This is a genomic window from Psychrobacter sp. H29, assembly GCF_059073055.1.
Map to the genome: position 1 here is coordinate 482,677 of NZ_JCACRY010000001.1, position 18,906 is coordinate 501,582.

The following is an 18,906-nucleotide window of genomic DNA, read 5'->3' on the forward strand; positions in this document are numbered from 1 at the left end:
GATATTTTTTGATAAAGGTTTACAGGGTGGCAAAAGTTTGTTTTAATAGTTTTAAATTATGAAACTAAGTTTCGCACAGCGGAATAATGAAGTCAATAACTTGTTAAATTAAATGATGTATCAATCACTATTCGTCAGTCAGGATGACTGATATTAAGGAGATCCACATGGCAACATCTACTAGCCCGCGCTTTGATTGGGAAGATCCTTTTTTATTACGTGACCAGCTCACCGAAGAAGAACGTATGGTCACCGACAGCGCCCGCCAATTTTTTCAAAAAGAGCTAATGCCAGGCATTGTTGAAGCCAACCGCAATGAAAATTTTGATCGTAATATTATGCGTCAAATGGGTGAAATGGGTCTGCTTGGCGTCACGATTGAAGGTTATGGTTGTGCTGGCTTGTCCAGCGTTGCTTATGGTCTGATTGCTAAGGAAGTAGAAGCTGTTGATTCAGGCTATCGTTCAGCGATGAGCGTGCAGTCAAGCCTAGTGATGCATCCTATTTGGGCATATGGCACAGAAGAGCAAAGAGAAAAGTATCTGCCAAAACTTGCTACCGGTGAGTATGTCGGCTGCTTTGGTCTGACTGAGCCTGACTCAGGGTCAGATCCGTCATCGATGTCAACGCGTGCGCGCGCTGTAGATGGTGGTTATGAGCTGACGGGCAATAAAATGTGGATTACCAACAGTCCTATCGCTGATGTGTTTGTCGTATGGGCAAAAGATGATGCTGGTGAGATTCGTGGTTTTGTTTTAGAAAAAGGCATGACAGGCTTGTCTGCGCCCAAGATCGAAGGCAAATTCTCGCTACGTGCATCAGTCACCGGTGAGATCGTCATGGACAAAGTATTCGTTCCTGAAGCCAATGCTTTCCCTGATATTCGTGGTCTAAAAGGGCCGTTTGGCTGCTTAAATAAAGCCCGTTATGGTATCGCTTGGGGCTCGATGGGCGCAGCAGAGTTCTGCTGGAAAGCGGCTCGTCAGTACACGCTAGATCGTAAGCAGTTCGGTCGTCCACTTGCTGCAACACAGTTGGTACAGTTGAAGCTCGCCAATATGCAGACAGAAATCAGTCTAGGTCTACAAGCCGCGCTACGTGTGGGACGTCTGATGGATGAGAACAATGTCGCCCCTGAGATGATCTCCATGATCAAGCGTAACAACTGCGGCAAGGCGTTAGATATCGCTCGTATCGCTCGTGATATGCATGGTGGTAATGGTATCTCTGATGAGTTCCACATTATCCGTCACGTGATGAACTTGGAAGCGGTCAACACTTACGAGGGCACACATGATATCCACGCGCTTATCCTAGGCCGTGCCCAGACAGGTATACAAGCATTCTTTTAAACTGATGTTAAGTTAAACATTCAGATTTAAGACATGCCCTAACGTACGTTGCTGCTTGGCTTTTTACGAAGCATATATAAGTAGTAGCGTACGTTTTTTAGTTGTTCTTCATGATTTAACAGCTTAGCAATTACATCATGAAGAACAACTCTATGATCAAAAAAGCAAAAAATACGCGACACAATAAGGAAGTTTTATGGCAGATATGACTGATATAGCTAATATGCCAGAGGGCGCATTGCACGGTATTAAGGTGCTTGATTTATCGAGAGTGTTGGCAGGGCCTTCTTGCACGCAAGTACTCGCTGATCTGGGCGCAGACGTTATCAAAGTTGAGCGTCCACACATTGGTGATGAGACGCGGCACTGGGCACCGCCAGTATTCAGTGACAATACCTCCGCTTATTACGCGACCATTAACCGCAATAAGAAATCACTGACAGTGGATATTACGACGCTAACAGGACAAACTATTATCAAACAGCTCATCGCTGAGAGTGATATTTTGGTCGAGAACTTTAAAGTTGGTGGTCTGAAAAAATACGGCTTAGACTATGACAGTCTTAAGCAAGACCATCCGCGTTTGATTTATGCCTCATTGACAGGGTTTGGTCAGACAGGACCAGATGCAGCGCGTCCGGGTTATGATTATATTATTCAAGGGTTGTCAGGGCTGATGAGTATCACGGGTCCTAGCGATGGCGAACCGCACAAAGTTGGCGTCGCAGTGGTTGATCTGTTTGCGGGGTTACAGCTGACAATAGGTATTCAGGCGGCGCTATTGGCGCGTCAACATACTGGCACTGGGCAACACGTAGACGTCGCGTTGCTCGACAGTGCGCTGTCTATGCTAGCCAATGTCGGTATGAATCATCTGGCATCAGATAAGATACCGCCAAGACTGGGCAATCAGCATCCTAATATCGTGCCGTATCAGGTGTTTGCCGGCGAGGGAGAGCAGCACTTTATCCTAGCTTGCGGCAATGACCGTCAGTTTGCCAAACTGTGCGATGTGCTCGCAGTTGACTGGCATACCGATGAGCGTTTTGCGACCAACCCACAACGCGTTGCCAATCGCGAGCTGTTGTGCGGTGAGTTGACTCAGCAATTCGCCAAGCAACCGCGTACATACTGGCTAGAAGTATTAGATCAGGCGGGTATTCCGTGCGGTGCGATTCATAATGTCGCTGAAGCACTGGCCATGCCGCAAGCACAAGCACGAGAGATGATCGTTAATTTCACCGAGCAAGGTAGCCCAGTCAGAGCACTCGGCAATCCTATTAAGTTGTCCGCATCGCCAGTCACGTATCGTACGCCGCCACCGCAGCTCAGTGAGCATACTGACAGTACACTTACTGACTTGGGTTATGATAGTGAGATGATTGCTAAGCTAAAAGCCGACGGCATTGTTTAATAGCATTTTTTAGATTGTTTTTAGTTTTGCACCGATACTTAACCCTAACGCTATCTTTCAGCGTTAGGATTAAAGCCCAAGCACTGCTCAATTTGCTCTGCCAATTCTATCAGTACCGCACTGACCTCAGCCCGCTTAGACTCATACTCTCCTTGCAGAAAACTCACTGCCATACCAGCAACTGCCGTGCCTGACGCGTTACGGATATAAGTACCTAAACAATACATCCCATCACGCAGTTGCCCATCATCGAGTGATATTCGACTCTCTTGAATTGCCTCAAGCTCAGCGGATAAGTCCGCAAAATTATTGACCCCATGCTGAGTCATAGGTACCGGAAACTTCTCTTCATACAATGACTTGATACTGTCCATAGACAATGTAGATAGCATGGCTTTACCTGTCGCTGAAAACACCGCAGGCACGCGCACGCCGGCACGAAACATAAAGCCAAGCGGGGCGGGTGATTCATGACAAGCCAAAAACACCACTTCTCCCAAATCCAGCTTTGATAACGTGACCGTGTGCTGAAGCAGCACTGGATACTGCACAATCAAATCTTTAAATAGCTGTACAACACCCTGCTGCTGCTCATACTTACCTGCCCAATACATCAGATAAGAGCCAAGATGAAAGCGGCTGTCAGTATCTTTATAGATGACATGCTTGGTCAGCAGACTCTGCAAAATATTATGGGTGGAGCTGCGCGGTAGCCCAAGCTCTTTTGCGATATGAGCCGCAGTAAGTGGCTGTGAGCTATCGGTAATCAAATCCAAAATCTGAAACGTTTTTTCTAATGCAGGCACGGCAGTTGAGCTCATAAGTAACCTATAACAATGAAATAAAAGAAAAATACAAGGTAATTATTAAAATAATGAGATTAAAGGTTGCAAATCGCGTCTTATCGTTCTTATAATGACGTCTCGTATATAGAATACGTGTTCAGTATATTGAACAATAATAAGTTTATCAATAAGTATTTACCACTCACGATTATATCCATTCTTATAACCATACCATCTATATGACAAGGAGCGTCAATATGTCAAATACGCTACAGTTATCAAATCCAGACTTACTCAAACAATCTTGTTTCATCAAAGACGGCTGGCATGCTGCTAGCGATAACGCCTCACTCGATGTCAACAATCCTTTCAACGACGAGCTCATCGGTACAGTACCTAGTCTCACGACTGACGATGTCAATGAAGCCGTTGCTTGTGCGCATGAAGCACAAGCAGATTGGGCTGCAAGAACCGCTAAAGAGCGTTCAGAGTTGCTACAAAAGTGGGCAGACCTTATCGATGCCAACAAAGAAGATCTTGCGATCATTATGACTGCTGAGCAAGGCAAGCCGCTCACTGAGTCACGTGGTGAGATTGGCTATGCCAATAGCTTTATTCGCTGGTTTAGCGAGGAAGGCAAGCGCGTTTATGGTGATGTCATTCCTGCCAACAGTACTCAATTGCGTCACGTTGTGCTCAAGCAGCCAGTTGGCGTTTGTGCTGCGATCACTCCTTGGAACTTTCCAGCGGCGATGATCACGCGCAAAGTTGCACCCGCAATGGCAGCAGGCTGTACGATTATCGTCAAACCTGCCACCGAAACACCGTTTTCAGCATTAGCGCTGGGTGCATTAGCAGAGCAAGCAGGTATTCCTGCAGGCGTACTACAGATCGTGACAGGTAAATCATCAACCATTGGCGAAATCCTAACGGGCGATGCTCGTATTCACAAATTGTCATTCACTGGCTCTACAGAAGTCGGTCGTACGCTTATGGCGCAATGCGCGCCGACTATTAAGAAGCTGTCACTAGAACTGGGTGGCAACGCGCCATTTATTGTTTTTGATGATGCCGATCTTGAGAAAGCCGCTGCAGGTCTCATCGCTTCCAAATATCGCAATGCAGGTCAGACCTGTGTGTGCGCCAACCGTGTCTACGTGCAGGACAGCATTAAAGATGAGTTCTTAGATATCTTTGTCAAAAAAGTCGCTGAGCTAAAAGTGGGCAATGGCTTGGAAGAGGGCGTCGATATTGGCCCGCTAATCAACCAAAAAGCATTGGATAAAGTACAAGCCCTGCTCAAGGACGCTCTAGACAAAGGCGCCAAACTGGTTACTGGTGGTAGCGTCAATGACGCCTCAGAACTGACGTATAACCCAACCGTGATCACTGATATCAGCAGTGATATGGACATTGCGTCTGAAGAAATATTTGGACCAATCGCCACAATCTTCACGTTTAAAGACGATGCAGAAGTTATCCGTGCTGCTAACGATACGATTTATGGCTTGGCCGCTTACTTTTATAGTAGTGACTATGCCCGCTCATGGCGCGTTACCGAGGGTCTGGAGTACGGCATCATCGGCCATAACACTGGTTTGATTTCTACAGAAGTTGCCCCATTTGGCGGTGTGAAGCAATCTGGCTTTGGCCGTGAAGGCTCAAAATACGGTATTGAAGACTATATCACGACCAAATACTGGTGCTCTGATATCAGCTAACAAAGTTTTGAATATCTTTGGTGCCTTGAAAAAGGTGCCATTCGATAGTCAACAAGTATGAATTAAGTCACCCCTTACTACAAACCGCCAATCCCTAGATGGCATCTATGTTACGACGAAGAAAAGGATATTCCCATGACTACCAATCAATCATTACTTGAGCGCCGCAAAGCTGTTTTACCAACAGGACTTGGGGTTGCCTTTCCTATCTTTGCAGAACGAGCAAAGAACTCAGAAATTTGGGACATCGAAGGCAAGCGTTATATCGACTTTGTCGGTGGTATCTCAGTATTGAACACCGGTCACAGCCATCCAAAAATCACCCAGCGTGTCCATGAGCAGCTCGACAAGTTTACGCACACTGCGGCACAAATGATCAACTATGAGTGCTATGTGGACTTGGCAGAAAAACTGTGCGAAAAAGCGCCAATTAGCGGTGATACCAAGGCATTCTTTTTGACCACTGGTGCAGAAGCGGTCGAAAACTGCATCAAGATTGCGCGTGCTAAAACCCGTCGTCCAGGCGTTATCTCTTTTGTTGGTGGCTGGCATGGTCGCACGATGATGTGCATGAGCCTGACAGGTAAAGTACTGCCATACAAAAAGAACTTCGGCCCGATGCCAGGACCTGTGTTCCATGCGCTGTTCCCTGCAGAAGAGTTGAACGTCACAGAAGCGCAAGCGCTACATAGCCTTGACATGATCTTCCAAGCAGACATCGATCCTAGTGAAGTGGCGGCGATGATTGTTGAGCCAGTCCAAGGCGAGGGCGGCTTCCATCAGGTGACACCATCATTTGCCAAGGCACTACGCGAGATCTGTGATGAGCATGGCATCGTACTTATTTTTGACGAAGTGCAATGTGGTTTTGCCCGTACAGGTACGTTGTTTGCTACTGAACAGCTGGGCGTTGAGCCTGATTTGATGACCGCTGCGAAGAGTTTGGCAGGTGGTTATCCTATCTCTGCGGTCATCGGCCGTGCTGATATCATGGATGCCCCGCAAGTTGGCGGCTTGGGTGGTACGTACTCTGGTAACCCACTCGCCTGTGTGGCTGCGCTTGCTGTCATGGAAGTGATCGAAGAAGAAAACCTATTAGAGCGTAGTGTTGAAATTGGCGATACCATCGCTGAGTTCTTAAAAGGTTTAAACCTAAGCAGTATCGGTCATATCCGCTATAAAGGCGCTATGCTTGCGTTTGAATTGATCGATAGCGAAGGCAAGCCCGATGCTGCAGCAGCAGCCAACCTAAAAGCAAAATCATTTGAAAAAGGTCTCCTATTAGCGTCTTGTGGTATGTATGGCAATGCCATTCGCGTCATGGTGCCATTAACGGTTGAAGATGAAGTGCTACAAGAAGGTCTTGATATCATCAAAGACATCCTAACGGCTTAATAGTTACCGAGTGTCATTTACTGTAGCGATGGATCGCTTTTGACCAAACACGGATTTTGGTCAAAAAGTTATATTTAAGATAACGGCAAGGCCGCCCTCGTAGCACTCATTTATGGTGTGTTTCTGAACGGCGTCTTGCCAGTCAAGACGCCGTTTTTGTTTTTTGAATATTAGAAAATATCAAACGATAAGGTCTGAGCAAACCAGTAAATATAATGGGTTTATCCCACTAAACAGAAATAGTGTAGCTATAACAGGCGTACACGGATGACACACAGACAAGGAGTAGGTTATGTCTGAATTAAAGAAATCGTTAGGTGTTTTTGATATCATCGCATTGGCATTTGGTGCGATGGTCGGGTGGGGCTGGGTAGTACTGGCAGGCAGTTGGATCATCTCGGCAGGTATATGGGGGGCCATTAGTGCCTTTTTAATCGGTGGTTTGGTCGTTGTGCTCATCGGTGTGACCTATGCTGAGTTGGCTGCGTCCATGCCTATCACTGGGGGCGAGCATACATATACCCACCGTGCCTTAGGAGTAAATATATCCTTTATTTGCTCATGGAGTATTTTGTTTGGTTACTTCTCTGTCGTGGCTTTTGAGGCGGTCGCATTGCCTACCGTTGTTGAATATATTATTCCAAACTATAGCCAGGGCTATCTCTGGAATATCGCTGGCTGGGATGTCTATGCTACGTGGGTCGCTGTCGGTATGCTCGGCTCAGTGATCGTTACCTGGCTCAATATTCGCGGTCTAGAAGTCAGTGCTTGGTTTCAAAAGCTGGCAGTTGTCGGTATTTTTCTTGTCGGTATATTATTATTCGTTGGGGCGTTACTGTTTAATGCTGAGACCTCTACTACCGTACAAGCGCCTAACTTCATCGGTGGTATAGGCGGCATCATGACGGTAATGGTAATGGTGCCGTTTCTGTTTGTGGGCTTCGACGTCATTCCGCAAGCCGCAGAAGAAATCAATCTATCTCGTCCAAATATCGGCAAGTTCCTGATTGTGTCTATTATTATCGCTGTGCTTTGGTATGTTGCTGTCGCATGGAGTGTGGGCAAAACCTTGCCACTATTACAAGCGCAGGATTCGACATTGGCAACTGCTGATGCGATGACAAATGCTTGGAATGGTAAATGGGCAGGTACATTACTGGTTATCGGCGGTGTGCTTGGTATTTTGTCAAGCTGGAACGCGTTTCTTATCGGTGGTAGTCGTCTGCTATATGCGATGGGTAAAACGCATATGCTGCCACAGTTCTTATGCAAACTGCATCCTAAGTACAACACCCCAGTCAATGCTATCTTGTTGATCGGTGGTCTTGCGACACTAGCGCCGCTTTTTGGTCGTAAAATGCTCGTGTGGATTGTGGATGCGGGCGGATTCGGTATCGTCATCGCCTATACTTGTGTGGCGCTTTCATTCCTAGTGCTGCGCTACCGTGAGCCCAATATGGTACGTCCATTTAAAGTGCCAGCGGGTAAATTGGTTGGCGTCATTACTATTCTGCTTAGTCTGGGTATGCTGGCACTCTACCTACCAGGTATGCCGTCAGCACTCGTCGCTATTGAGTGGTGGATCTTCCTTGGCTGGACAGTTTTAGGGGCTGCATTATATGGCTATGCGACGATGAAAAACCCTGGAAAGAGTAAGGAGATCATGGATCATGAACTACATGAACTAAAAATTGCTAACCAGCAGTGGCTAAAAGAAAACCCATATAAAAACTAGTTGTATCTGAATTCGCTATATAAAAAAGCCTAACGTCAAACGTTAGGCTTTTTATTTGTTCAATCAAATAATCATGTCTCTTAAATTCAGGATAAATGAGTTTGTGTGTAAGGTAATTATCACGATCAGCTTATGACTTCTCACTGTCTTTAGAGGCTTCTGGGTTTATATCTATTTTAGATGGTGCTTCTACTTTATTTGGTTCTACTGCATCTGGTTCTGCTGTATCTGATTTTTTCTTAATTAGTTTGACTTTTGGACGCTTAGGGATAGGTTCGACATGCTTGACCGCTGCACCAACAGCAGGTTTTTTAAGTACTTTTTTGATTCGCCGTACGGCGATTGCATCGGCTCTGGCTTGCTCTTCCGCTATCGCCGCCTCATGTAAGCTTTGATAGACCGCAAGCGTTTTTTCGATCATCTCACGCATTGTAAATTGGTTGGTCATTTCAGGACGAGTCACACTTTCTAACTGATTGCGTACCGCTTTGCATAGCGAGTTAGCATTGTGTTTTTTGACCAGTCCTTGCGGATAGAGCGGTTGTAGGATCTCACTAAAAGCTGCCTGATCCCAACCAATCACAGGTGTGCCCAAGTGGATCGCTTGTAGGGCGTTGATACCAATTGATTCAGGTTCATTGGCAAGCGCCATAACGATGTTGGCGGCTGAGAGCCATTCGCGCATATCATTACGCTTGCTGCCCACATAGGTAATACGTTCAGAGAGTCCCAAGCTATTGGTACGCTGGCGAAAGTCTTCATGAATGACATCACCATCTCTGTAATCATCATCCATAATAATGACATGGATATTGGGAAACTGCTCTTGCAGATTACCCAAAATATCAATCAGCCACTCTTGACCATACTCATTCCCGATAACTGTTGGAAATACGAGCCACTTCTTATGCTCAAGCTCAGGATATTCGGCAAACGTATGACGCAGCCAATAGACCGAAGGGTTGTGCCGATAAGGATAACGCCGAGTATCAATGCCGCGATGAATACGTACGACTTTTTTTGGGTCTACTTCTTCTCGGCGCAGACCTTTGTGTAGATATTGGGTGACACTATCAGATACGGTAATAATGGTATCGACATTGAGTAGCGCTTGGGAGTACTTATTGATGGGGTAGAACCCATACATGGTGGAGACCAGCTTTGGGAAATGCTTAACTCGTGCACGTCGCAGCGCTAAGTGTAGTATCCATGCAGGGGTACGCGAATGTATATGAATAACATCAGGTTCATACTTTTCGATCAGGTGCCGTAGTGCTGAGACTTGCAGCAATGACAACCAAGACTTTTTATTCATATGTAGCTGATGATAGATATTACCATCGCGCTTGAGCCGTCTGACCAGATCATTGCTCTCATCTGCACTAGAGACGATGATAGAGGTATGCTCGTTTTTGACCAATGCACGCCCAAGGTGAAAAATACCGCGCTCGGATTCATCATGCTTCAAAGACGACAGTAAGCGCATAATCTTCATAATAGCGTTGGTCACCGGTTAAAAATATTGAGCTGCTATTGTCAGTTAAAAGCGATTAAAACTCAACCATCAAGATACAAAGATGACTCAGAGGTTTGGTTTCTCAAGATATATCAGTATACCTGTCTGGTCGATACGCCTAACACTCACTAACGACGCTTTTGTAGATGTTCAGCATTAGGCAGTACTTGCTTCTCGCTCAAGTACTTCCAATAGCGCTGCGGGAGATACTGTCTATGTAGCTTGGAGTTTTTGCGCTCTTTAATATTGACGTTGGTAAAATAACCCTGCCAAAATTTTTGATAGCGCTGCTCATCTGGGCTATGAATACTGGCAGGATTGCGTAAGACGGCATCATCGAGGTCGGTAATGGTTTGTAGCTCTGCAGGGCGAGTAGGCGTGCTATTACTTTTATCATAATAAATGCCATAACCACGCGTCAGATCATAGATTGCCCAGTGTTGATCTTGATAACGTTGGCGAAAATGCTCTCCGATCAGTGGCAATACATTAAAGTCAGGTTCGACCCGCGCGAAATAGATATCATCAGTCGTGTGCTCAAAGCGTACAAATGCCTCCATACGATGCTTTTCGCGCCCGACCGACTTGACCGTTTGTGCTAACTCCAGAACGTCTAAATGACCTAAATCTTGCATGATCTGACGGCTAGGGTAATCGATGGCATACTTGACCACACGAAACAACGTCGTACCGATATCATCCTTCTCCGACAAGAACCCCCATAAAAGATTGCGCATACCAGAGCGTCCTAGCAACGTATTTAGCTTTACCAACACGCGCTCAGCGTTATCTGCATCCATCGCAACGCTAGTCGCTTGCGCTATTAATGAAGGCACATAACAGTCTTGAGCGGTGAGCTTTAATGAAATGTCGTTTTGCAATCGGTTGGCATAGACATAAAATACCGCACTGAGCCACCCCTCAAAACTTGGTTCATATAGCACGATACTAGGCGTTAACTGACCGATAGCGTAAGCGTCGTTTTGCATAAGTGCTGACATGGTTGGTCCTAAGTTTTTATGGTAAATAGTTATCGCAAATAACCATCATAAATACCGTAGCGGAAAGGCTGTTTTTTTAGCAAACACTATCTAAAATAAAGCCAACTGTCCGCTACGTTGATCTTTAAACTTGGTCTGTGTTTGTGCCAGTACATATTGACGAAAATTATCGCGCGTCAAGTGAGCCAAATGCTCGTTCTTGCCAGTGGTGGCGATAAAGTATTTGGCACGGTTGACCGCAGCGCCCATCTTTTTTAGGTGATGTAGGGTCAATTGGTTGAACCGGCGCGCCTTCACAATTTTCTTGGCAGTTTTGGTACCGATACCTGGTATACGTACAATCATCTCATAAGTCGCTGTCTGAATATTGACTGGGAAATGCTCGCGATGACGTATTGCCCACGCTAGCTTGGGATCACAATCTAAATCCAAGAATGGTGACTCTGGCTCGACAATCTCGTGGGCGCCAAACCCATAAAAACGCATTAACCAATCTGCTTGATATAGGCGGTTCTCTCGTACCATGGGTACAGGAGTGCCAATCGCAGGCAAGCGGTTGTCAGAGAGCATCGGTACATAACCTGAATAGTAGACACGCTTTAGATCATAGGTTTTATAAAAATGACTGGATAGCTGTATCACCTGTAAGTCAGTTTCATTACTCGCACCAACAATCATTTGACTGGTCTGACCTGCGGGCGTAAATTTAGGTGCTTTTTTGTGGGTTTTACGACTCTCACGGATAGTGATAATCTCTTCTTTAACCGTTTCCATCGGTGCTTTTAATTGCTCATGTGATTTTTCTGGCGCAAGCAAAGCCAATCCTGATTTGGTCGGAATCTCGATATTGACGCTCAGTCGGTCAGCATAGAGTCCTGCCTCTAGCAGCAGTTCCTTTGATGCACCAGGTATGGTCTTTAGATGAATATAACCGTTGAAACGCTCACGAGTACGTAGGAGTTTGGCAACTTCGACCAGTCGCTCCATCGTATAGTCGCCATTTTTGAAGATACCAGAGCTCAGGAACAGCCCTTCGATATAGTTGCGACGATAAAACTGCATGGTCAAGTCCACGACTTCTTCGACACTAAACGCCGCACGCGGGGTGTCATTGCTTTTACGTGAGGTGCAATACGCACAGTCATAAATGCAGTGGTTGGTCAACAGAATCTTTAGCAAGCTGACGCAGCGACCGTCTTCGGTATAGCTGTGGCAAATACCAGTGGCTGAGGCATCGCCTAAACCGCCGCCTTGATTTTTGCGCGTACCAGCCGAGGATGAGCAAGACACATCGTATTTTGCCGCATCGGCCAGAATATTGAGTTTGCCCTGTAATCTTTCATAATTGATGTTTGCCATAAGTCGCTTATTACCAATTAATTAATGAACGACTATTTTACCAAAATATGTATTAAGTCATTGTATTAATAGGAAAATTGGAAAAATAACACGACAGATAGTGTCGTATACGACAATGGGATTAGGAGGGAGGTGATGGGTATAATTATCAATACTGATTGATGAAAATTATGGAAAGAGGATTAAGAGTCAGTTATACCATGGTCATAGTAGAAGAGTCATATGTTAAAACAGGTCTTGAACATTCAAGACCTGTTTTAGAGCAATACGTATGAAAAAACATATGCTATGGTAGAGGTAAATGTTTACTGAACCTTCGCACGTATGACTACGGTTTGATTACCATTGGCATTAAGGTTTGCTAAGTTCCATTTGAGACCAGAGTAGTTTTCTTGTATGGCGACCGTATTGCCAACCTGCTGAATGGTTTGATAAGTATTGCCGCCAGTGGTGGCAAATGTCGGTAGCGGGCTATTTAACGATACCAGTTGAACACCGCTAGGTAGTGAGATCATAGCATTGATATCATTGACTGGTTGCGCTGTGGTATTGGTATAGGTGGTGTGATACTCGATAACATCACCTGGAGCAATATGATTGGCAGGCACAGCAACTTCACGTCCAGTACCATTTTTCATGATTTTCATCACTTTAGTGTTCGCGTTTACGACACCAGGGGTACTAAAGGTAGGGGTCAACTGCAGGGTATCTAACGTGGTCGTAGTTACTTGACTCGTTGTAGGCTGATTGGTAATGACGGTTGTCGCTGGCGCGTTTATGACCGGCAGCTGAGTGGCTCTAGTAACAGGTAATACTTGTGTCACGGTATTGATAGGTGTGGCGATGACATCTACTTTAGTAACACTGTTGGTCATTCGATTGGTGACGGGTACGCTTGTCACCGTCGTACTACCTTGAGTGATGACTGCGCTGTTGGCACCTTGGCGAACGACATAGCGTGGCACGTTCGTGACCTGCGTCACCGCATAAGGCATGCCATCTTGCATCGCGATGCCGTTTGGTGTTGCCGTGATAGTGGCTGTTTGACCATTGGAGTATTGCTCAACCACGGTAGTGCTACTGCCCGCAGATGAGCTGATAGCGATTTCAGGCGCAGCATGTGCTGAAGAGGCGGCAAGTATCGTACCTGCGAATATAGCAGATACAGTGGTGGTTAGCGCTGTTGGTATATAAGTTCTCATGGTCATAATAGACTCCTTAGCAGTATCAATAAACAAAGTAGCAGTAAGTAAAGCAGCAATAAATAACGCCCAGATAAGCGAAACCCCCGCCAATTGACACCACAAAGTATGCCAAATAACGAGGGTATCAGTACTGACGATAGCCGGTGTCTATGATCAGACCATCATTATCTTGAGTAATGAGCAACGCAGTATGAACTTATTCGGAAGCTCATAGATGTGATGTAGCGTCGACTGTGTTCAATATCAACGATGCTCAATATCACAATAATTGTGCACTCATAAACTCAAATAATTATGCGCCAAAACAAATCATGTATAAAAGCTGCATTGTGTAACCAAAGCGGTATAAATGCTATCAATGCGTAATGTCACTTTTCGTTATGACGTGGGTTGCATTGGGGACACGCACTAGATCGAAAGTCGCATCTATGATGATGAAAAATGTCTACAATTGAATCGAGCGGCTACTTACAAAGTAAATGTTTATTGTCTGGCAATATAAAGCCTTAACTAATAATGTACTGCTTAAATTGCCTGCCATTCAGAGCGTATGATTAATCGTAGATAACTTTCATGACTTCGTATTCAACCACACCTTTTGGTGTTTCGATGCGTACTTCATCGCCTTCAAACTTACCAATCAGACCGCGCGCGATTGGTGAGTTGACTGAGATTTTACCTGCTTTAAAATCAGCCTCATCATCACCAACGATTTTGTACTGCTTTTCTTCTTCAGTGTCCATGTTTTCGATCACGACGCTGACACCAAAGACAATACGACCTTCTTTTGGTAGTGTCGAAGGATCGATGACTTGAGCGCCACCAAGTTTGGCTTCGATATCGCGAATACGTGCTTCACAAAACCCTTGTTGCTCGCGAGCAGCATGGTATTCAGCGTTCTCTTTTAGATCGCCATGTTCACGTGCTTCAGCAATCGATGCTGTGATACGTGGACGGTCGACACTTTTTAACTGTTTTAATTCGGCTTCTAAAGCCGCATGTCCTTGCGGAGTCATTGGGTAACGTTGCATGTTTTTTCCTTAAACCAATAACACCACACCACCTCATAATGAGATGGTGTTAGTGCTGTTGCAATGGATATAAAATATAAAAGAATGATAATTAAGACGTTGTAATAAGTAAGCTGACTATCATTTATGAGTGTATCTCACCTCAATTCAAGCATAGCCACACTTAAGCTTACGTAATAAAAAGCATAGTCGCAATATTGCCACTATGCTTTTGGGTCTATCATGATAAAGGTGTCGCTCTCTGGCATCGCTCGGTTGTATTTAGCGATGCCTTTGTGAGCGATTAGGCAAGCCTAATGGTTATGCTTAATCTACTGAAATTATTCTACCAAGTCAATAGAACTAGCCAATAGACTTTGCTTGCTCATGCAAATCTTGTAACTTATAGACATCAAACGGTAAGTCAATCGCGTAAGATTTACAAACAGCATCAGCGGCGCCTAGTGTCGTGACATAGAAGACTTTGCCCTGTAGCGCACTGCGGCGAATAGAGAACGAATCCTCTTGTGCCTGCTTGCCTTCAGTTGTGTTGATGATAAGGTCAATTTTGCCGTTTTTCAAGGCGTCAACGATATGCGGGCGACCTTCAGTGACCTTGTTGATTTGCTGACATTCGATACCAGCGTCGCTCAGTACCTTTTTCGTACCAGTCGTTGTGACGATTTTGAAGCCAAAGTCTACCAGCTGACGGGCGATCGGAGCGATTTGCGCTTTGTCACTATCACGTACTGAGATAAAGACGGTCTTGGTCTCGCCTTCAGTGGGTAGACCTGGCAGACGCTCGTTACTACCGATGATGGCTTTGTAGAATGCTTCGCCAAAGGTCTTGCCCACGCCCATGACTTCGCCCGTTGATTTCATCTCAGGACTCAAGATTGGATCAACACCAGGGAACTTAGCAAATGGGAATACTGCTTCTTTGACCGCATAAAATGCTGGCACAATTTCGGTTGTAAAGCCTTGGTCTTTAAGTGAGGTGCCTGCCATACAGCGAGCCGCAACCTGCGCTAATGAGGTGCCGATACACTTAGAGACAAACGGTACGGTACGGGCAGCGCGTGGGTTCACTTCTAGGATATATACGGTTTCACCTTTGACAGCGAACTGAACGTTCATCAGACCGACAACGCCAAGCTCTTTTGCCATAGCGACCGTTTGCGCACGCATCACGTCACATAGTTCGTCAGATAGTGAGTATGGCGGTAGTGAGCAAGCAGAGTCACCTGAGTGGACACCCGCCTGTTCGATATGCTGCATGATACCGCCGATGACGACATCAGTACCGTCACATACACAGTCGACATCGACTTCGATGGCGTCATCCAAGAAGCGATCGAGTAGGACAGGCGCTTCGTTTGAGGCTTGTACCGCAGTACGTAGGTAATGTCTTAGCTCGTCTTCGTTATAGACGATTTCCATCGCGCGGCCACCTAACACATACGACGGACGTACAACCAGTGGATAGCCCACGTCTTTTGCTTTAACCAAACCATCTTCTAAGCTGGTTGCTAGTGCGTTTGATGGCTGTACTAGGTTTAGCTGTTGAATCATGTGCTGGAAACGTTCACGATCTTCAGCGCGGTCGATCGCATCAGGACTCGTACCGATGATTTTTACGCCCGCAGATTCTAACGCGCGCGCCAGTTTCAATGGCGTTTGACCACCGAACTGCACAATCACACCGTCTGGGTTTTCGATACGGACGATTTCTAGCACGTCTTCTAACGTGATTGGCTCAAAGTATAGACGGTCAGAAGTGTCATAATCGGTTGAAACCGTTTCAGGGTTACAGTTGACCATGATGGTTTCAAAACCATCTTCACGCATGGCAAGCGCTGCGTGTACACAGCAGTAATCAAACTCGATACCTTGACCGATACGGTTTGGACCGCCACCGATGACCATGATTTTTTTCTTGTCGGTTGGGTTGGCTTCACATTCGCTATCGTAGGTTGAGTACATATAAGCGGTGCTGGTAGCAAACTCTGCAGCACAAGTATCAACACGCTTATAGACGGGGTAAACGTTCAGATCCCAGCGTTTCTTACGTAGTTGCTTTTGTGAGATACCAAGCAATTTAGCCAAACGCAAATCTGACAAGCCTTTACGCTTAAAGCTGCGCAAGTTTTTCTCGGTTAACCCGCCAAAGCCGAGTGATTTTACGATTGCTTCAGTTTTCACGATGTCTTCAATCTGTACCAAGAACCATGGATCAATCTTGGTATAATTAAATACCTCATCGACACTCATACCAACGCGGAAGGCGTCAGCGATATAGTAGATGCGTTCAGGGGTTGGAATGGTTAAGCGATTGATAATTTCGCTACGAGCCTTCTCAGCACCTACTTTGGATAAATCCACTTGCTCATCAAAACCGTCCGCGCCTGTTTCCATACCACGTAGGGCTTTTTGCATAGACTCTTGGAAATTACGACCAATCGCCATCACTTCGCCGACCGATTTCATCTGAGTTGATAGGATGTTGTCCGCTTGTGGGAATTTTTCAAAGTTAAAGCGAGGTATCTTGGTCACGACATAATCAAGCGCAGGCTCAAAGCTGGCTGGCGTTTTACCGCCCGTGATGTCATTTTGCAATTCATCTAGCGTATAACCAATCGCCAGTTTTGCTGCAATTTTGGCAATCGGGAAACCAGTGGCTTTTGAAGCGAGAGCAGATGAGCGCGATACGCGTGGGTTCATCTCGATGACGACCATGCGGCCCGTATCAGGGTTGATACCGAACTGTACGTTTGAGCCGCCTGTTTCTACACCGATCTCACGCAGTACCGCGAGCGATGCATTACGCATGATCTGGTATTCTTTATCCGTCAATGTCTGCGCTGGGGCGACAGTGATTGAGTCACCAGTATGCACACCCATTGGGTCGAAGTTTTCGATGGCACAGATGATGATGCAGTTGTCGTTTTTGTCACGGACCACCTCCATCTCGTACTCTTTCCAACCAATCAATGACTCATCAATCAATAATTGATGGTTAGGAGACAAGTCAAAACCGCGCTCGCAGATTTCAATGAATTCATCGCGGTTGTAAGCAATACCGCCACCTGAACCGCCCATGGTGAATGATGGACGAATGATACACGGATAGCCCATTTTCTCTTGGGTTGCGAAGGCTTCTTCCATCGTCTCAGCGGTTTCAGCGCGTGGGCACTCAAGGCCAATACGTTTCATCGCTTTGTCAAATAAGTCGCGATCTTCTGCCATCTCGATCGAGTCTTTGGTCGCGCCAATCAGCTCACAGTTATACTTGGTCAATACGCCATGCTTGTCTAGGTCTAGTGCGCAGTTTAGGGCAGTCTGTCCGCCCATAGTTGGTAGAATTGCATCAGGGCGTTCTTTGGCAATGATTTGCTCAACCGTCTGCCACGTGATCGGCTCGATATAGGTGGCATCCGCCATGACAGGATCGGTCATGATGGTCGCAGGGTTTGAGTTGACCAAGATGACACGGTAGCCTTCTTCTTTTAGTGCTTTACACGCCTGTGCGCCTGAGTAGTCAAACTCACATGCTTGGCCGATGACGATAGGGCCTGCGCCAATGATAAGAATGCTTTTTATGTCGGTACGTTTTGGCATAATGTTTTTAAGTCCTATTTTGGCGGGTTGGGATTTGTATGATCTATCTTGTCTTACTCAATTGGATTGAGTTTAAAATTACATTTTTCAGCAGCAGCTTGAAGTACCTGTATAAAGTCAGTGTTTTGAGTTTTGACATTAACCGCAACAAGTTTTGCTAACTTTGAATAGTCAGGATTATTCACAATTTCTCTGACAGCAAATGCAAGTTTAGGTTTTTGAAGGCCATGCAATCTGAAAACATAATGATAATCCTCGTCTCCAATCAAACTCGCATGAGAAATATTATGTAACTCATAGCTTAATTCCGAATCAATTAAGAGTTCTAAGTCTTTGTGATTTTTTTCAGCAGTTTGACTGTTAATGTGATTTTTGGCAGTAGCATTAAATGACTCTCTTACATCATTATAATTGAACTCATTTTTCATACACACTTCTTTGTTAGGGTCTAGAATACGCGTGCCAGGAGATTTAGGATTGTTCCAAAAATCTATAAAAAACTTTTCAATGTTATAAATATAAACAAGCGTATTTGTTAGTTCCTCAACTTGCTTATCTTTATTTAGTCCTGAAGTAGAGATAGTATTAAAAGAATTAGCTTGTTCGTTCTTTTTTTCTGAGCGTTGCTTATTAAAACTTTGCAACCGAGCGTGCTTATCAGCCTCAATCTGTTCAAGCCGCATTTGGTCTTCAGTATCTTTTTGGCTATGATTGCTAGCTTGAAGAGAAGTTGGAAGCCAAAGACTTATTGAAATAATCATTACTAATAAGGCTTTGGCAGAAAGAGTATTCATT

13 protein-coding genes are annotated in these 18,906 nt (G+C 45.4%); 5 read left to right on the top strand and 8 right to left on the bottom strand.

What is annotated here, in order from left to right; translation table 11 throughout:
* The first annotated feature begins 167 nt into the window (after positions 1–167).
* Positions 168–1,352: an acyl-CoA dehydrogenase gene (locus AC5JP1_RS01995; RefSeq protein ID WP_493842911.1), complete on the top strand. Its 1,185-nt coding sequence runs from the start codon at positions 168–170 to the stop codon at positions 1,350–1,352.
* Between the two features lie 205 nt (positions 1,353–1,557).
* Positions 1,558–2,766, top strand: coding sequence for a CaiB/BaiF CoA transferase family protein (locus tag AC5JP1_RS02000; RefSeq protein ID WP_493844417.1), 1,209 nt, complete (start codon positions 1,558–1,560; stop codon positions 2,764–2,766).
* A gap of 50 nt (positions 2,767–2,816) precedes the next feature.
* On the opposite strand, the gene AC5JP1_RS02005 is transcribed toward AC5JP1_RS02000, so the two are convergent.
* Positions 2,817–3,587 carry an IclR family transcriptional regulator gene (locus AC5JP1_RS02005; RefSeq protein WP_493842912.1) on the bottom strand — a complete coding sequence of 257 codons (771 nt, stop codon included), beginning with the start codon at positions 3,585–3,587 and terminating at the stop codon, positions 2,817–2,819.
* A gap of 221 nt (positions 3,588–3,808) precedes the next feature.
* On the opposite strand from AC5JP1_RS02005, the gene AC5JP1_RS02010 reads away from it, so the two are divergent.
* From AC5JP1_RS02010 to AC5JP1_RS02020, 3 genes are all read left to right on the top strand, one after another.
* The gene (locus tag AC5JP1_RS02010; protein ID WP_493842913.1) at positions 3,809–5,272 is read left to right on the top strand and encodes an NAD-dependent succinate-semialdehyde dehydrogenase; all 1,464 of its coding nucleotides are present in this window, start codon (positions 3,809–3,811) and stop codon (positions 5,270–5,272) included.
* Between the two features lie 135 nt (positions 5,273–5,407).
* Positions 5,408–6,667, top strand: coding sequence for a 4-aminobutyrate--2-oxoglutarate transaminase (gene gabT / locus AC5JP1_RS02015; RefSeq protein WP_493842914.1), 1,260 nt, complete (start codon positions 5,408–5,410; stop codon positions 6,665–6,667).
* A gap of 292 nt (positions 6,668–6,959) precedes the next feature.
* Positions 6,960–8,402, top strand: coding sequence for an APC family permease (locus AC5JP1_RS02020; protein WP_319050507.1), 1,443 nt, complete (start codon positions 6,960–6,962; stop codon positions 8,400–8,402).
* 130 nt (positions 8,403–8,532) lie between these two features.
* Here AC5JP1_RS02020 and AC5JP1_RS02025 read toward each other — a convergent pair whose 3' ends face one another.
* The 7 genes from AC5JP1_RS02025 to AC5JP1_RS02055 form a co-directional block, all read right to left on the bottom strand.
* A complete protein-coding gene (locus tag AC5JP1_RS02025; RefSeq protein ID WP_493842915.1) occupies positions 8,533–9,897 on the bottom strand; it encodes a glycosyltransferase in 1,365 nt (454 codons plus the stop codon).
* 149 nt (positions 9,898–10,046) lie between these two features.
* A complete protein-coding gene (locus tag AC5JP1_RS02030) occupies positions 10,047–10,919 on the bottom strand; it encodes a TIGR03915 family putative DNA repair protein (protein WP_493842916.1) in 873 nt (290 codons plus the stop codon).
* Positions 10,920–11,009: 90 nt separating this feature from the next.
* Positions 11,010–12,278 carry a putative DNA modification/repair radical SAM protein gene (locus AC5JP1_RS02035; RefSeq protein WP_493842917.1) on the bottom strand — a complete coding sequence of 423 codons (1,269 nt, stop codon included), beginning with the start codon at positions 12,276–12,278 and terminating at the stop codon, positions 11,010–11,012.
* Positions 12,279–12,583: 305 nt separating this feature from the next.
* Complete coding sequence (locus AC5JP1_RS02040) at positions 12,584–13,486, bottom strand: hypothetical protein (protein WP_493842918.1); 903 nt, start codon at positions 13,484–13,486, stop codon at positions 12,584–12,586.
* Positions 13,487–14,037: 551 nt separating this feature from the next.
* Complete coding sequence (gene greA / locus AC5JP1_RS02045; protein WP_057760725.1) at positions 14,038–14,514, bottom strand: transcription elongation factor GreA; 477 nt, start codon at positions 14,512–14,514, stop codon at positions 14,038–14,040.
* Between the two features lie 342 nt (positions 14,515–14,856).
* The gene (gene carB, locus AC5JP1_RS02050) at positions 14,857–18,111 is read right to left on the bottom strand and encodes a carbamoyl-phosphate synthase large subunit (protein ID WP_493842919.1); all 3,255 of its coding nucleotides are present in this window, start codon (positions 18,109–18,111) and stop codon (positions 14,857–14,859) included.
* 53 nt (positions 18,112–18,164) lie between these two features.
* Complete coding sequence (locus AC5JP1_RS02055) at positions 18,165–18,905, bottom strand: hypothetical protein (protein WP_493842920.1); 741 nt, start codon at positions 18,903–18,905, stop codon at positions 18,165–18,167.
* Between the last annotated feature and the right edge of the window lies 1 nt (position 18,906).